This window comes from Nakamurella sp. UYEF19 (assembly GCF_040546275.1).
Lineage (GTDB): Bacteria > Actinomycetota > Actinomycetes > Mycobacteriales > Nakamurellaceae > Nakamurella.
This window is the reverse complement of record NZ_JBEPNO010000014.1, coordinates 100,000-116,419: the sequence shown is the minus strand read 5'-3', so window position 1 is coordinate 116,419 and position 16,420 is coordinate 100,000. Positions and strand designations below refer to the sequence as shown.

14 protein-coding genes are annotated in these 16,420 nt (G+C 67.4%); 3 read left to right on the top strand and 11 right to left on the bottom strand.

Annotated features, from left to right (window positions below):
• Positions 1–2: 2 nt before the first annotated feature.
• The gene (locus ABIB25_RS18620; RefSeq protein ID WP_354529987.1) at positions 3–989 is read left to right on the top strand and encodes a CHAD domain-containing protein; all 987 of its coding nucleotides are present in this window, start codon (positions 3–5) and stop codon (positions 987–989) included.
• Positions 990–1,078: 89 nt separating this feature from the next.
• Here ABIB25_RS18620 and ABIB25_RS18615 read toward each other — a convergent pair whose 3' ends face one another.
• Positions 1,079–1,390, bottom strand: a complete 312-nt coding sequence (locus tag ABIB25_RS18615; protein ID WP_354529986.1) for a hypothetical protein — start codon at positions 1,388–1,390, stop codon at positions 1,079–1,081.
• Between ABIB25_RS18615 and ABIB25_RS18610 the strand changes: the two genes are divergently transcribed.
• Positions 1,380–2,558 (top strand): branched-chain amino acid ABC transporter substrate-binding protein, encoded by a 1,179-nt coding sequence (locus tag ABIB25_RS18610; protein WP_354529985.1) that lies wholly within the window; start codon positions 1,380–1,382, stop codon positions 2,556–2,558. The genes ABIB25_RS18615 and ABIB25_RS18610 overlap by 11 nt on opposite strands.
• Before the next feature lie 134 nt (positions 2,559–2,692).
• On the opposite strand, the gene dapC is transcribed toward ABIB25_RS18610, so the two are convergent.
• The 6 genes from dapC to ABIB25_RS18580 form a co-directional block, all read right to left on the bottom strand.
• Positions 2,693–3,769, bottom strand: coding sequence for a succinyldiaminopimelate transaminase (gene dapC, locus ABIB25_RS18605; protein ID WP_354529984.1), 1,077 nt, complete (start codon positions 3,767–3,769; stop codon positions 2,693–2,695).
• Positions 3,770–3,808: 39 nt separating this feature from the next.
• Positions 3,809–4,135 (bottom strand): ferredoxin, encoded by a 327-nt coding sequence (fdxA, locus tag ABIB25_RS18600; RefSeq protein WP_354529983.1) that lies wholly within the window; start codon positions 4,133–4,135, stop codon positions 3,809–3,811.
• Between the two features lie 162 nt (positions 4,136–4,297).
• Positions 4,298–4,759: a hypothetical protein gene (locus ABIB25_RS18595; protein ID WP_354529982.1), complete on the bottom strand. Its 462-nt coding sequence runs from the start codon at positions 4,757–4,759 to the stop codon at positions 4,298–4,300.
• Positions 4,756–5,595, bottom strand: a complete 840-nt coding sequence (gene mshB, locus ABIB25_RS18590; protein WP_354529981.1) for an N-acetyl-1-D-myo-inositol-2-amino-2-deoxy-alpha-D-glucopyranoside deacetylase — start codon at positions 5,593–5,595, stop codon at positions 4,756–4,758. Before mshB ends, ABIB25_RS18595 begins: the two co-directional genes overlap by 4 nt.
• A gap of 54 nt (positions 5,596–5,649) precedes the next feature.
• Entirely contained in the window at positions 5,650–6,813 is a 1,164-nt protein-coding gene (locus tag ABIB25_RS18585; protein WP_354529980.1) for an MFS transporter, read from the bottom strand.
• A gap of 74 nt (positions 6,814–6,887) precedes the next feature.
• Positions 6,888–8,714, bottom strand: coding sequence for an ABC transporter ATP-binding protein (locus ABIB25_RS18580; protein WP_354529979.1), 1,827 nt, complete (start codon positions 8,712–8,714; stop codon positions 6,888–6,890).
• A gap of 100 nt (positions 8,715–8,814) precedes the next feature.
• On the opposite strand from ABIB25_RS18580, the gene ABIB25_RS18575 reads away from it, so the two are divergent.
• Entirely contained in the window at positions 8,815–9,438 is a 624-nt protein-coding gene (locus ABIB25_RS18575; RefSeq protein WP_354529978.1) for a PH domain-containing protein, read from the top strand.
• Positions 9,439–9,497: 59 nt separating this feature from the next.
• Here ABIB25_RS18575 and ABIB25_RS18570 read toward each other — a convergent pair whose 3' ends face one another.
• From ABIB25_RS18570 to ABIB25_RS18555, 4 genes are all read right to left on the bottom strand, one after another.
• On the bottom strand, positions 9,498–10,568 hold the full coding sequence (locus ABIB25_RS18570) for an ABC transporter permease (protein WP_354529977.1): 1,071 nt from the start codon (positions 10,566–10,568) through the stop codon (positions 9,498–9,500).
• A 1-nt stretch (position 10,569) separates the two neighbouring features.
• Positions 10,570–12,108, bottom strand: a complete 1,539-nt coding sequence (locus tag ABIB25_RS18565; protein ID WP_354529976.1) for an ABC transporter permease — start codon at positions 12,106–12,108, stop codon at positions 10,570–10,572.
• 146 nt (positions 12,109–12,254) lie between these two features.
• Entirely contained in the window at positions 12,255–14,285 is a 2,031-nt protein-coding gene (locus tag ABIB25_RS18560) for an ABC transporter substrate-binding protein (protein WP_354529975.1), read from the bottom strand.
• A gap of 318 nt (positions 14,286–14,603) precedes the next feature.
• Entirely contained in the window at positions 14,604–16,304 is a 1,701-nt protein-coding gene (locus ABIB25_RS18555; RefSeq protein WP_354529974.1) for an ABC transporter family substrate-binding protein, read from the bottom strand.
• Between the last annotated feature and the right edge of the window lie 116 nt (positions 16,305–16,420).

The window sequence follows — 16,420 nt, the reverse complement described above, 5'->3', positions numbered from 1 at the left end:
CCATGCGATCTCCCGAAGATCCGAGAGAGGTTGCGGCAGAGGGGCTTCGAGCCGGGAGGTCCTCCGACGCCGACCCCGGTGCCGCCCTCGCGCCGCCGCGACCGGCGCCACGCCGCCCGGGACTGATCCCCACCGAGATCGCCGACGCACTGTCTGCAGTGCTGGGCAAGGCCGGCACGGCGATCCGGGCGAACGAGGCCGGCAGCCGGGCGGGCGGAGACCTGGAGAGCGTGCACCAGATGCGGGTGGCCACCCGGCGGATACGCGCCTACCTCAAGGCTGCGCGTCCGGCGCTGGACGCGCAGGCCGCCGACGGACTCAGACTGGACCTCGCCGATCTGGCCAGGGCACTGGGCGAAGTGCGCGATCTCGACGTCATGATCGACCGGATGCACAGCGAGGCAACAGCTCTCGGCGAGCCGGATACGGCAGCCCTGGAACGGCTGATCGGCTCGCTGGACGCCGACCGCGGTGTGGCGCGCAAGGCGCTCGTCGCCCAGCTCGACGAGCCGTCCTATCGGTCGCTGCTCGAGGAGTTGGACCGTGCCGTCGAACGGCCACCGGTCGCCGACCCGTGGGCCGATCTGGCCGAGCTCGGGGCCGCAGAATTCGGCAGGCTGGCCAAGGCCCACCGGCGTCTGGTCAAAAAGTTCGACGGCGACCCTCCCGATGACGACCTGCACGAGCTGCGCATTCTGGGCAAACGGGCCAGGTACACCGCGGAGCTTCAGCCGAAGTCTCGCCGGATGAGCGAATTCCTGGAGGCGCTCGCGCATTTCCAGGAGGTGCTCGGCGATCACCAGGACGCCAGCGTCCTCGAGGACCAGCTGCGCCTGATGGTCGCCGCGTCCCACGATCCGGCCGCGGCTGTCGCCGCCGGACGGGTGATCGAGGGTGGCCGCCGCCGGAAGATGGCCGCCCGCGAGCTGTACCCCGCGGCCTGGAAGGCCGTCGACCGCGCCGCCGACGCCGCCTACCCACGCGACTGAGCCGCAGCTTGCGATGGTCGCCGCTGGTTCGTGAAGCATCGATGAATCCGCTGACCTGGGCCGCGTCGCTCCAGTAGCAACCCCGACAGCTACTGCCGGCGGAGGGGACCACCGACCATGAGATCGTTCCGTCGTTTTCGATCCCGGCTCTGGGTCGTGGCCGCTGCTGCAGGCTTGTCCGTCGCCGCGTGCTCCACTGCGGTGACCGGCGTCGCCGGGCCGGCATCCGCCGCGTTGTCCTCGATTGCCGAGTCGTCCAGGGTGTCGCAATCCGCCGCGTCCGCGTCGTCCAGCGCCTCGTCATCAGCCGCTGACGCGTCGTCGGACGCCACTTCCTCGACGTCCGAGCCGTCGACACCGCCGTCCGGGTCGATCTCCACCGCGCCCTCGGTGTCGGCCAATCCGGCCCGGGTCGACACGCTGGTCGTCGCGACCGATCTGCCACTGCAGGGCTCGAGTGCCGCTCAATCCGATTCGACCAACAAGTTGATCCAGCTCTACCTCGACAGCATCGGCAACCGCGTCGGCACCCATCAGATCCTGCTGAGGGCCTACGACAATTCGACGGCGGCCAAGGGAGCCTGGGACGAGAAGGTATGCGCAGCGAACGCAGCCGCGCACGTGGCGAACACCGCTGAGGTGGCCGTCGTGGGCACTTTCAATTCTGGGTGCGCTAAAATAGAGGTACCCATATTGAATGCCGATCCTTCCGGCCCCATGTTGATGGTTTCGCACGCGAACACCAACCCCGGTCTTACCAAGAAATGGGAGAGCGGTGAGCCGGACAAGTACTACCCGACCGGGAAGCGGAACTATGCCAGAGTCCTGGCTACCGACGACGATCAGGGAAATGCGGCGGCGCGGGTGGCGGCCAAGAAACTGCACGTCACCAAATGTTATGTGTTGAACGACCAGCAGACGTACGGCGCGGGAGTAGCCGCAGCCTTTACTGCCGCTGCCGGTGTCGAGGGAATTTCGATCGTCGGACAGGCCACCTGGAAAGCGAGGTCGGGCAGCTACACCACCCTTTTCGAAAAGATCAAGGCCACCGGCGCGGACTGCGTCTACCTCGGTGGGATCTTCGACAACAACGGAGGGCAGCTCATCAAGGACAAGGTGGCAGTTCTGGGCGACAATTCGAAGGTCAAGCTGATAGCTCCGGATGGTTTCACCGGGTACACCGATATGCTCGCTCTATCCCAGTCCGAAGGCATGTACCTCACGTTCTGCGGACTGGTGTCCTCTGAATTGGCCGATCGCGGCTCGGTTGCCGCCAATCTGCTGAACGCCTACAAGACGAAGTACGGGACGGAACCCTCCGGTTCGTATCCGCTGTACGGAGTGGCTGCCATGCAGGTCGTTCTTGCCGCCATCGCCGCCTCCGACGGCACGCGTGCCGGGGTGACCGAGGCGATGTTCTCGGGTGACGGCATCACCATCGACGGGGCGACGTCAGCGCTCGGGCAGAGTTTCTCGATCGACCCGGCGACCGGAGACAAGCAGAAGGAACTGACCGTGGAACTGGTGAAGAACCACCAGGAGACCTACTTCGAGTCGGTCACCCTGTAGCCATCAGCACAGGCGTCGTGGCCATTGAAACGGAATTGCGCTGATCAACTTGGCCGAAATGGGACCAGAGGGACAGAAAGCGACGACTTCATGAGCGCCGAAGAAGTTGATAAGCGCGGCGCGCGGGGGGTCAGTCAGGCGGAGAGGCGGGCCACGGCGCTGTCGACGCGCTCGTCGGTGGCGGTGAAGGCGACCCGGATGTGGGAGGCGCCGCCCGGACCGTAGAACGTGCCGGGGGCGACCAGGATGCCGCGCTGCGCCAACCAGTTCACCGAGTCGATGGCCGGCTCGCCCCGGGTGCACCACAGGTACAGGCCCGCCTCCGAGTGCCCGACGGAGAATCCGGCGTTCTCGAACGCCGACATCAACTTCGCCCGACGCTCCCCGTATCGGTTGCGCTGGGCCATCACGTGCCCGTCGTCGTCGAGCGCCGCAGCGGCGGCCGCCTGGATCGGCGTCGGCAACATCAAGCCCAGATGACGCCGGAGCGCCAGCAGGGACGCCACCAGCTCCGGATCGCCGGAGATGAACCCGGCGCGGTAGCCCGCCATGTTGGACCGCTTGGACAGCGAGTGCACCGCGAGCAGGCCGGTGAAATCACCGCCGCAGACCTCCCGGTGCAGGATCGACACCGGCGCGGAATCCCAGCCCAGGTCGATGTAGCACTCGTCCGAGACGACGATGCTGCCCTGCGATCGTGCCCAGCCGACCACCTTCGCCAGGTGCTCGGTGGACAGCACCTTGCCGGTCGGATTGGACGGGGAGTTCAGCCAGATCAGCGCCGGCGCCTGGTGGCCGACCAGCGAGATGCGGTCCGCCCTGACCACCGTCGCGCCGGCCATCAGCGCGCCGACCTCGTAGGTGGGATAAGCGATCTCGGGGATGACGACGACGTCGCCGGCGCCGATGCCCAGCTGCACGGGGAGCGCGGCCACCAGTTCCTTGGAACCGATCGTCGGCAGCACGGAGACCGGATCGATGTTGCCGACACCGTGGCTCCGGTCCATCCACTGCGAGTAGGACTGGCGCAGCTCGGCGGACCCGTGCACTGTCGGGTAGCCCGGAGCGTTCGAGGCGTTGGCCAGCGCGGCCCTGACGGGGGACGGCACCGGATCGACGGGCGTACCCACCGAGAGGTCGACGATGCCCTGCGGGTGCGCACGGGCCACCTCACCGGCGTCGGCGAGCTGATCCCACGGGAACTGTGGCAACCGTCCGCCCGGACTCGGTCTGCTGATCGGCGCCACCTGTCAGTGACCCTCGCCCATCGGGGGCAGCGCGGTGATGAAGGGGTCGTCGGTGCCGGTCTTGCCGGTCTTCGACGCGCCACCGGGCGACCCGAGGTCGTTGAAGAAGTCGACGTTGGCCCTGGTGTACTCGCCCCAGGCAGCCGGCACGTCGTCCTCGTAGAAGATGGCCTCGACCGGGCAGACCGGCTCGCACGCGCCACAGTCCACGCACTCGTCGGGGTGGATGTACAGCATGCGGTCGCCCTCGTAGATGCAGTCGACCGGACACTCCTCGACACACGCCCGATCGAGGACGTCGACACAGGGTTCGGCAATCACATAGGTCACGGCTGGTCTCCACGCGGGGTTGTACGAACGGGCTTGCTGCTTGCAGAGCCGGCGGACCGCACCGGAAGGATCCCGGCGCGACGAATCACCGCGGCGCCAACAAGTATCCCCTGTCTGGAACGCGGCTTGCACCGGCCCAGGGGGCCGGCAAGCCGGATTGCATCATCTCCGGACGGAGCCGGCACCACTGCGGGCAGCCATCTCGACGCGGACGTGATCGCCCCACAGCAGGCCGATGGAGGCGGCGGCCGCCAGCCCGCCGACGCCGAGGAGCAACCCGAACTGCCAGCCGCGCCAGGCAAGGGCGGCGCCGCGGTAGAGCGAATTGTTGGTCAGCGAGAGGCCGAAGGTGACGAGGAACCACAGCACCACCGGGAGGATCGAGGCGACCATCCGGCCGGTCAGGCGGTAGCCGACCCTGGGGATCACCGCCAGGGCGAGACCGACCGCGAGCACCACGACCGGGAGCGGGAACGAGCCGTTGTAGAGCGGGAGGAAGAAGATCCCGAACACGCCGATGACGCCGGCCAACAGCGTCAGGGCACCGACGAGAACCCAGTCGAAGATGCCGGGTCCCGGATCGCCGGTCGCGGTGACCGGGTCGACTCCCGGCGGCACCCTCACGTCAGACCTGCAAAGACGTCGTCGGCCCGAGGTCCGGCGGGCATCGGCTGACCGGTCAGCAGCTTGAAGTACTCGACGTCCGAACCCGGCTGGGCGATGCGGTTGGACAGGGCAAAACCGTCTTCGATCAACTCCAGCTGGGTGGCATGGGCGGCCAGCGCCAGCCGCTGTGCCTCGACGAACCGGGTGATGTCGACGGCCACCGAGACGTCACCGTCCGCAGCCAGATAGCCCAGATCCGCCGGGACCGCGGGGAGGTATGCAGCCGGCACCGGCATCGCGGCCAGGGCCGACACCGCCACCGATCGCGGCCGCACGACCGCCAGCACCCGCGGCACCCGTCCGGCTGCCGCGGCGAGGGCGACCTGGTGGGTCGTGACGTGATCGGGGTGGCCGTAACCGCCGTCGGCGTCGTAGGTCAGCAGGACGTCCGGCCGGATCTCGTCGATGACGGCGACCAGGGCCGCCACCGCCCGGGCGTGATCAGGACCACCCTCTGCAGCTCGTACGAAGGCACGGGGATGATCGGCCGAAGGGGTCCCGATCATCCCGGAATCGCGGAAGGCGCCGAGGCCGCCGAGCAGCCGCCAGTCGGAGATGCCGAGCGCGGCACAGGCGGTGCGGAGCTCGGTGTAGCGGTAGCCCCCGAGCTGGTCGGACATGCAGGCCGTCAGACCCTGGAGTTCCGGGCCGATGACCTCGCCCTCCTCCCCCAGCGTCGCCGTCACCAGGGTGACCGCCACGCCCTGCGCCGCATATCGGGCCAGGGTGCCGCCCATGGTGATCGACTCGTCGTCCGGGTGCGCGTGGACTGCCAACAGGCGGCGAAGGGCCATGGGCCAAGCGTAAGGGTTTCGGCACCGGTCTCCCGGCCAGGTCGGCGGGTGACCTCAGAGCCGGCGGACGACCCGGAGGCACAGCGGCAGACTCAGCGTGATCAGGACCGCACACCCGGCGAACGTCCACGGGAATCCGGGACCGGCCGCGGCCACCATTCCCACGACGAGCGCGCCGATGGCGGTGCCGGCGTCGTACGCCGCGTTCCAGATCGCGCTGGCCGTCGCCGCTCTCGTCGGGCCGGCCAGCGCGAACGCCACCAGCAGGCTGACGTTCTGCAGGGCGCCGTAGCCGCTGCCCAGTGCGGCCGCACCGACCAGCACCACCGTTGATGACGACACCGACAGCCCGGTCGCGATCAGCGCCAGACCCAGCGCACCCACCAGCACCGACCCCGGTAGCAACACGCGATTGCCCCACCGGTCGGCCAGCAGCCCCGCGCGCCAGCGGCTGACTGCTCCGGAGGCCCCGAAGACCAGCAGTGCCACCGTGGCCAGGGCTCCGTCGGGCCGGGCGACCGGCAGGAAGGTGAGCACGCCGCCACCGGACAGGGTCATCACCAGCAGGACGACGGTGATCGTCAGCACCGGCCGCAGCGCCGCCCGGGTCTCGAGAGCGGCCCGGTTGCCGGCCGGCCGGTCAGGAACCACCCGGCCGCCGGTCGGCCGGTCAGGAGCCGGGACGCCTGCGGTGGACCCATCGGTCGCCGGCAGCACCGACCGCGCGAGGGGTCGGAGCAGAGGCAGGGCCAGCAGCGGCGCCGCGGCGGCGAAGGAGACCCAGCGGAACTGCCCGGCAGAGGTGAGAGCCACCCCGATCGGCACCCCGATCAGGTTGGGAATCGCGATGGCCAGGCCGTAGATCCCGATGGCCTCACCACGGCGGCGCAGCGGGACGAGAGCGGTGGCCACCAGGGGCATCAGGACCGTGATGACGGCAAACCCGACCCCTCGCAGGCCGGAGATCACCAGCACCCACCAGAACTGCGACATGACCGTGTAGAGGGGTGCCGGGGCGCCGAGGAACACCAGACCGACAGCCAGCACCCTGAAGAGCCCGAAGCGGCCCACCATCAGCGGTACCAGGGTCTGCGTGGCGACCGTGCTGACCAGCATCACCGTGGTGACCAGACCGGCCGCACCGGTGGAGGCCCCGATGGAGATGGCGTGGAGCGGCAGGCAGGACAACGTCAGGAAGAAGCTGGCGAAGGCCAGCATGCACAGGTAGACAAGGCTTCTCAGTCCGGCGGAACGCCAGAGCGAGACATCCGATTCGGACGCGGCGTGGAACGTCAGGCGAAGACCTCGAACTCGTCCGGCTCGACGCCGACACCGGCGGCGAGCAGTTTGTCACGCTGCTCGCGGCGAACGGCCTGCTGGTCCGGGTCCGGGACGGGCACGGCGGCCAGCAGTCGCTTCGTGTAGTCGTCGAGCGGCTTGGACAGGATCTGCTCCCTGGTCCCCATCTCGACCAATTTGCCATGATGCATGACGACGATCCGGCGGGCCAGGATCTCGACGACCGCGAGGTCGTGCGAGACGAACAGGCACGCAAAACCCTGGTCGCGTTGCAGTTCCTGGAACAGGTCGAGCACCTTCGCCTGCACCGAGACGTCCAGGGCGGAGGTCGGCTCGTCGGCTATCAGCAGTTTCGGGCTCAGCGCCAGTGCTCGGGCGATACCGATCCGCTGACGCTGCCCGCCGGACAGTTCGTGCGGGTAGCGGTTCCGTAGCGAGCGGGGTAGCTGGACCTGGTCCAGCAGCGATTCGACGCGCGCCGACAGCGCCTTCTTCCCCCTCACGACCTTGCGCAACAGCAGCGGTTCGCCGATCGATTCACCCACCGGCAGACGGGGATTCAGCGACGAGCCCGGGTCCTGGAACACGAAGCTGACGTCATTGCGGACGTTCCGCAGGTCGGACTCCTTGGCGCCCACCATGTTCGTCCCGACCACCGAGGCGCTGCCCTCGACGAAGGGCAGCAGCCCGACGATCGCGCGGCCGATGGTGGTCTTGCCAGAGCCGGACTCACCCACCAGGCCGACGACCTCCCCCTGACCGATGGCCAGGGTGAAATCATCGACGGCCCGGAACGCCGGGGTACGTCCGCGACTGGGGTACTCGACGGCCACACCGACCAGGTCGACCACCAGCGGCACCCCGGCCGGGGCAGTCGCCCGCTTGGTCTTGTCGACCTCGACCGCCTTGGTCAACGTCCCCGAGGTCGGGGTGACCCCGAGTTCGTCGGCGAGGTGCGCGGCCACCTCGACGCCCTCGTTCGCGACCACCGAGCCGAGGTGCGGGACGGCGTCCAGCAACTCACGGGTGTACGCCTGCTGCGGATTGCCGAAGATCTCCCTCGCCGAGCCGGTCTCGACGATCTTCCCCTCCTTCATCACGATGATCCGGGTGGCCATGTCGGCCACCACCCCCATGTCGTGGGTGATCAGGATGATGGAGGCCGAGAGGCGGTCCTTCAGATCGCGCATCAGCTTGAGAACCTCGGCCTGGACGGTGACGTCGAGGGCGGTGGTCGGTTCGTCGGCGATCAGCAGGCGCGGATCCATCGCCAGTGACTGCGCGATCATCGCACGCTGACGCTGTCCGCCCGACAACTGGTGGGGGTAGGCATCGACACGTCGTTCGGGCTCGGGGATCTCCACCATGGTGAGCAGTTCGATGGCCCGCTTGCGGGCCTGCGAGGGGGCCATCGCCTGGTGGGTCCGCAGCATCTCCATGATCTGGAAACCGATGGTGTAGACGGGATTCAGGGCCGTCATCGGCTCCTGGAAGATGACCGACACCTCCTTGCCCCTGATCGCTCGGAAGGCCCGCTGCGAGGCACCGACGAGCTCACGATCACCGAGCTTGATCGAGCCGTCCACGTTCGAGTTCTTCGGCAGCAGACCCATGATCGACATCGCGATGGTCGACTTGCCCGAGCCGGACTCGCCGACGATGGCGAGCACCTCGCCGGGGAAGAGCTGGAAGCTTGCCTGTTCCACCGCCGGGTACCAGGTGCCGTCGACCCAGAAGTCGATGTCGAGTCCGTCGACGGAAAGAACCGGTGCGACCTGTCCGGACCTGGTCGGGTCGACGGGGATCTCAGCGTGAGTCATGGTGCCCTTCTCGATGTGTCGTTCTGGAGCTCTTCTGGTCGGGAACGCCGGCGGTTCGATCTCCACGGGCATCCGGATCGGGACGTGTCACCATGGTCGAGTGTCCTCCCCCGACCCGACGACGGCCCAGATCTTCAGACCCACCTTCGGACGGTGGCTCACCATCGCGATCTGGGCGCTGTCGGCGATCGCCGTCGTCTCCGCCTTCATCCAGAGTGCGGAAGCGGGCCTGCGCGCGACGCCCTGGCTCGCGCTGCTGTCCGGAGCGGTCTGGGCCGCCTACTGGCGCCCCGAGGTGGCGGTCGACGTGGCCGGCGTTCACGTGGTCAACGTCCTGCGCACCATCGATCTGCCGTGGCCGTCCATCCAGCGGATCGACACCAAGTGGGCCCTGACCCTGTACACCGCCTACGGCAAGTTCGTGGCCTGGGCGGCTCCTGCGCCCGGCGGGATGAACGCCGCCCGCATCAGCCGGAAGGCTGCGACCGGTCTGCCGGAATCCACCTTCGGTCCGGAGGGCTCCATCCGCCCCGGCGACCATCCGGACAGCGCCTCCGGCGCCGCCGCAGCGGTGGTGCGTCGCCAGTGGGAGGAACTGCGGGATCTCGGCTTCCTCGACGATCCACGTCTCGAGTTCAGCCAACCACCGATCCGACTCCACCGCGGCACCATGGTCGCCGGTGCGGTGCTCGTGCTCGGCTGCGCAGCGTCCGCCCTGCTCTGACCAGATCCTTGGCAGTACTTCGGAAACTCGCCGGTTCACGACGATCATGAGCATGGCCGTCAGGCCTCGACCGGGTCCAGGGTGGTTCTGGCCAGTGCCTTCGACCTCCGCAGGTCTCTCGCCTTCGGGATCCGCTTCTGCCGCGGATCGTAGGCGTCCCGCAGTCCGTCGCCGATGAAGTTCAGGCAGAGCACGATCAGGATGATGAAGATGCCGGGCCAGAAGAACAGGTAGGGCTCCCCCGTCAGGATGGACGCCTGGTAGGTCGAGATCAGCGACCCCAGCGACACGTCCGGGTACTGGATCCCGAAGCTGAGGAACGACAGCGCGGCCTCGACCAGGATGCTGCTGCTGATCGTCAGGGTGGCGTTGACGACGATGACGCCCACCGAGTTCGGCATGATGTGCTTGAAGATGATCCGGGCCGACGAGGCACCGGCGACCTTGGCCGCGTCGACGAACTCCCGCTCCCGCAGTGTCAGGAATTCCGCCCGCACCAGCCTGGTCATCGAGGTCCACGACAGCAGACCGAGCGCAACGGCGACCGGGATCACCCCTCTGGCCTCGAAGACGAACCCGAGGACGGCGGTCACCAGCAGCACCGGCAGCGTGATGATCAGGTCGGTGAACCGCATGATCACCGAATCGACCCAGCCGCGGTAGTACCCGGCGATGGCGCCGAGCACCACACCGAGGACAGTGGAAAGGATTCCGGTGATCACCACCAGGGTCAGGGTCTGCTGGATGCCGCGCATCACCTGGGCGAAGTTGTCCTGCCCGTGCTGCCCGTCGGCCCCGAACGGGTAGGCGCCCATCGAGAAGAAGTCGTGTCCGCCGATCCAGAAGACCGACAACGTGGCCCTGGCTCCGTCCGCCGGAGCGACGACGTCGTAGTAGTTGTGCTGCCACCACCCGGGGATCGGTCCGTACCCGATCGAGCTGACCGACAGCAGCAGGATCAGCACCAGCACCGTCAGCGAGATGACGGCGCCACGGTGCCGGAAGAAGCGCTTGCGGACGATCTGGGACTGGGAGAGTCCGGCGACCTCCCGCTGTTCGAGGCTGCCCCTTTCGCCGGGCTCCGTCGGGACGACATCGTGACTGGGGTCGGGACTGATGTGTTCGGTCATGTCAGCTCAGCCTGATCCGGGGGTCGAGGGCCGCATAGGCGATGTCGGCCAGGAGGTTGGCAAGAACGGCGATGAGGGCACCGACCACGAAGAAGGCCATCACCGGATTCGGGTCGGCGTCGGTCAGACCCTGCGAGAACAGAGAACCCATCGACTTCCACCCGAAGACCCGCTCGGTCAGCACGGCGCCGCCGATCAGTCCGGAGATGTCGAAGGCGACCACGGTGGCCATCGGGATCAGCGCGTTGCGGAAGGCGTGCCGCATGACGACCGTCCGCTCGGTCAGACCCTTGGATCTGGCGGTGCGGATGTAGTCCTGGTTCATCACCTCCAACATGCTCGCCCGGGAGAAACGGGAGTGGGTCGCCAGCGAGATCAGCATCAGGGTGATGGTCGGCAGCACGAGGTGGGTCAGGGTGTCCGTGGTCTGGATCCAGAAGTCGCCCTTGAGATTTGGCGTGGAGGGCAATGTGGTCCGGATCGGTCGGCCGGCAATGGAGGGGTTGATCGAATAGCTGTGCCAGGCCCGCATGAGACGGTCGACGAAGATGATGAAGCCGGTCGCCACGGCGGTCAGCGCACCGGTCCGGGCCGACAGTCCCTTGTCGTCGCCGCCGAAGGCATAACCGACGGCGACACCCACCACGACGCCGATCACCAGGATCAGGATCATCTTGGCCCAGGACATCCCGTTCAGGAACGGCCACCACTGGAGTGGGTACCAGAGCGCCACCCCGATGGCCGCGACCGTCATCGAGGTGTAGAGCGCCTTCCTGTTCGAGAGCCCGGCGGTGAGCACGGTGATGCCCAGACCGAGCAGGACCGAGAGCACGGCGATCACCACCGGTCCGAGGGACGGATTCAACAGCCAGTGCTCGACGGTGATGTAGTACATCGCGGCCAGCGCGATCACGAAGGCGATGCCGCCGATCATCAAGCGCCGCAGGAACTCTCCGGGAACGAGGGAGTAGGCGATCAGGGCGAAGACGACCGCGAAGATGAAGATGGCCGCCCAGGAGAACGAGGCCCCGCTGCCGAGAAAGGTATTGAAGCGAATCGCCAGCAGGTCCTTGAGGATCACGCCGATGAAGAACACCGGAAGCGCGAAGAACAGGAACGCCAGGAAGGTGACCGCGTAGTCCAGGCCCGAGTACTGACGGAGCGCGGAGACCACACCGATGGCGATGCCGAGCAGCACGGCCAGGATGGTGGAGGCCAGGATCAACTTGATCGACTGGCCGAGGGCTGCACTCAGCAACCCGTTGACCGGGGTCTGCTGGATGTTGACCCCGAAATTGCACTGGCCGACGACGCAGCCGCCAACCCCCTTCAGCCAGATGAAGAAGCGGAAGACCGGATTCACGTCCAGGTGGAGGGTCGCGGTCACGGTCGCGACCGCGTTCGCGCGCTGCGAGGCGGGGAGACCCTGGGCATTCTGCAGCGGATTACCCGCGTTGGCCACCAGGATGTAGGCGATGAAGCTCGCGCCGATCGTGATGAAGATGGCGGCGATGATGCGCCGCACGATGAAGGTCAGCACTGGGTGTGTCCCTTTCGCGCTGGTCCCCACTGGTGCCGTTCCTCGGCAGAGAATGGGAATCCCGATCAGATGTCTGCAGCAACAAACAGGCCGTCCTGGCCGGGACCACGAGGGTCCCGACCAGGACGGTCTAGCACATCATCCGATCAGCCGGCGATCTTCCACTCCCAGAAGTTCGAGAAGACACCCGGGACCAGGGCGATACCGCCCACCCCGGTGACCTTCGTCGAGTCGAAAGCGGTGATGTCGGGGAACTGGAACAGGATCGTCCCGAACCCGTCCTTGACCAGCTGCGTCTCCGTGTCGGTCAGCAGCTTGGTCTGAGTCGCAGCGTCAGTGGTGACGTTGAGCTGGTTCATCCACTTGTCGACGTTGGCGTTCTTGTACCCGTAGAAGTTGTTCTGGCCCGCTGCGCCGGACAGGAAGTTCGGCGGGTTCTGCGCGACACCGGTGGTGCTGTTCTGCCAACCGAACAGGACAGCGTCATAAATCTTGGTGTTCGTGAGCTGGCTGCTCCAGTTCGCGTTCTTCGCATCGATCACGTTGAACCCGGCCTGCTTGGCCGACGCCGCGATCAGCTGGTACTCGCTGGCGCGACGGGGGTTGTTGTCGGCGTACATGAAGCGCACGTTGACGGGGGTCTTGACGCCGGCCTGCGCGAGCAGGGCCTTGGCGCCGGCCAGATCGACCTTGTCGTAGGCGCTCATCCCGTTGGCGGCGACCATCGGGGCGTAGCCGGGTGCTCCTGGCACCTGGGTGAAGGAGTTACGGATCGTCGCGGCCGGGTTGAGCGGCTTGATCAACCGGTCGATGATGTCCTGCCGCGGGATGGTCTTGAGGAAAGCGGTGCGGACCTCGGTCGCCTTGGTGGCGTCGCCACCGTAGGTGGCCGGGTCGAACGGGCCCTTGTTGTTCTCGGCCAGGTCGACGTGCTCGTAGGTGCCACCACTGCCGTTGATGACCTTGACGCCCTGGCTCTCGAGCGCGGTCGCGCCCTTGAGCACATCCGCGGTCGCCTGAGGGTTGATGATCTGGAGCTCACCATTGGCGAGCGACTGGACCGCCGCGGTCGGGTCCGGTGCGTACTGGATGGTGATGGTCGCGACGGACGGCTTCGGTCCCCAGGTGTAGGCGGGGTTGATGGTGAACGTCTGGAACTGGTTCGCCTTGAAGTCCGACATGATGTACGGACCGTCGGACAGGTACAGGGACTTGTCGGACGGCAGCGCCGTGAAGTCGAAAGCCGTGTTCCAGGTGTTGGCGATCTTCGCCAGGGACGCGTTGTCCTTGGTCTGAGCTGCCTTGACCAGCGCGGCAACCGCGGCCGTCGGGTCAGAGATGCCGAGGGCCTTCACGGCGACCGCGTGCGCGGGGACGCCGATGGTCAGGTTGAGCTGGTAGTCCACGAACGGCTCGGTGAAGACCGTGGTCAGGGTCTTGTGGTCTGCCGAGATGGTCGGGAACGCCTTGATCAGCGCCAGACCCGGGCTGGAGGAGTCGAAGGCGACGGTGCTGCCCGTGGACGGCAACGGGTTGCCGTCCTTGTCGGTCTTGACCTCGCCGGTGCTGAAGTTTCCGCTGTTGCTGATCCAGGTCATCAGCAGGTCCTCGGCGGAGACGGGGACCCCGTCGGACCACTTGGCGTCCTTGTTGATGGTGTAGGCGATCGTCAGCGGCTTCGTCGACGTGACCTTGCAGGTCATGAACGAGTCGTTGTTGATGAGCTTGAGATCTTTGTCGTAGTACCAGTTCTGCGCCTGGGTCAGGTACAGGGCGTTCGAGTTGTAGACCGAGTTGCCGTGCGAGGACTGTGCGTTCCAGGAGGTCGACAGCTCGTTGAACCCGACGGTCACCGCTCCGGCTGCGGTACCCGGGTCGGTGTAGGCGCCGTGCGGCTTGCCGCAACCATCCGCGCCGGCCGGTTCGTTGGACGTCGTCGGCGCACTGCTGCCGGTCGCTCCGCTGGTGGCCGGTCCGCTGCTGGCCGGTCCGCTGCTGACCGTGCCGCTGTTGGTCGCGCTCGAGCTGGGCGCGCCGCTGGTTGCCGGCGCGGCGCTGGAACCGGCCGTGGTCGGCGTGGTCGATGTCGCCTGTCCCGGCGAGCTGGTGCACGCGGCAAACAGCAGAGCCGATGTCGCGACGAGAGCAGTGAGTGTCACTGCCCGTTTTCTGGTCATGAAGGATCCTCCTGAAGGGCGCTCCGCAATCCGTCAACGCCGGCCCCCATCGACCGTCGCATTCCGCGAATCACACAGCAACCATGTCGTGTCTGACCGCCAGACTTTACGAACCTTCTCACCATCTGGGCCAGCCGACAACAGTGATCGTCACCAAAAGGTGACCGGTGGTTAGCATCAGGGAAACACCAATCGGACATCCGGGCGATCCGGCACAGATGGACGCAGGACTTCTTCCGTTCAGGCGTGCGGACCGCAGAAGTTACGGCCCACTTAGCGAAGCACGTCGATTTGTCCAGGTCAGGCGCGCAGATTCGATCAATCCGACGGCCAGGCGGCCAGGCCGGCCAACGGCCCGGAGAAAACCCACCCCGGCCCGGCCAGGGCCAACTGGGGGGCAATCCGGGCCGACGTCGCAAACACCGCCGACTGCCTCCCGATGGGCACGATCGGCAGCTCCGAGGCCAGCAGCCCGTCCAGTGTGACCGGGACCACACCGCCGAGACCGTCGGCCAACTGGGCTTGAGCCTCCTCCGAGCAGAACCCGGAGAGGTTGCCGGCCCGTGGCAGCGGATCGGTCGCCGGCACCGCCGTGCCGGTGACGGGCAGCGGGCAGCCGAACGCCGAATCCGCGGCGATGGCATCGCTCGGCCCGCGGGGCACCATCAGGAGGCCGAGGTCGACCGTGCCCCTGGCCAGCCGGTTGTCCACCACTGCCCGGGGCTCGTCCCGCAGCAGATCGACCTCGATCCCGATGGCTGCCAGTCGGGACTGGACGAGTCCGGCGGCGGCCGCCAGTCGGGGGTCGGTGCTCGGATAGGTCAACGTCAACCTCAGAACCTGCCCGTCCTTGCTCACGTAGAGGGAATCCCGGTGGTAGCCAGCAGCTTCGAGGTCCTGCGCGGCTGCCGCCGCATCGTCGGTCATGATGGCGCTCGACGGGGGTGTCGCCGACTGCGGCGGCGTCGACCCGAGGGCGATCAGCGAGGGCACCGCGGCGCTCCCGCCGGCGTTGCCACCGTCCAGCACGGCCCTGATCTCCGCCAGGTCGAGGCCGGCGGCGATGGCCCGCCGGACCCGGACGTCGGCGACGGCACCACCGGTGGTGTTGAAGACCAGCTGGACGGCGCCGGGCAGCGGGACGGTGACCCGGCGGTCGGTCGGCACTGCAGCGTCGAGGGATCGCTGGTTCGCCGCGTCGGGCTGTAGGAGCACGGCCTGGAGATCACCACGTCTCAGCGCCTCGATCAGCGCCGTCGTCGTACCCAACCGCAGGATCGCGGTGCTGGGTCCTGGCTGGGTCCCCCAGTACTTGTCGTTCCGGACGAGCGTGATCTCGCCGGTCACCGTGTCGTAGGACTGCATCTTGTACCGATTGCCGGAGACCGGGATGCCGGCCGCCAGCCCCTCGGTCCAACCGCCCGGCGAGTCCTTGAGGATGTGCGCTGGCAGCAGCGGCGAGAAGAGCGCCATCCAGTCGGCGACCTTGCTGCTGAAGGTGACCTCGACCGACTTTCCCGCGTCCCGGGAAACGATCGCGTTGATCATCCGATAGCCGGCCGGATCGACCGTGCCTGGCTGGACCAGCATCTGATCACGCAGATAGCTGAAGTCCTCGGCGGTGATGGGCGTCCCGTCGGACCAGGACGCGTTCCGGTCGAGCGTGTAGGTGACGGTGAACGGATCGGTCGAGGTGACGACGGCCGTTCGCACCACGTCCCGGTCCAGTTCGAGGGAGCCGTCGGCGGCCACCGTCGACACCGACGGCAGCACCAGCGACGCGACCGCGGCGTCCGCCGGTGAGTAGTCGGCGATGGCATGGGGGTTGAAGCCCTCGACCAGCCCGTCGACCCCGATGGTGACCGTCGAGGCGGTGGCCGGACTTGTCCCGACCGCTGCACTGGATGCCGGCGCGATCGGCGCCGGTAGTCCGGGCGGCGTACACGCGGCCAGCAGCAGGGCAACCAGGGCCAGTACCGAGGCCCTCAGAGGCCTTCTGCGCAGCTTCTTACGTCGCACGTGGGTCGTCGCGCCTCGGGTCTGGCAAGCCGGCCGGCCGGTGGAACGAAAAAACCGTGGGCGGCGAGGTGCTCGCCGTCCACGGTCTTCCATGTGCTCACCCTAAACGGGCGGGT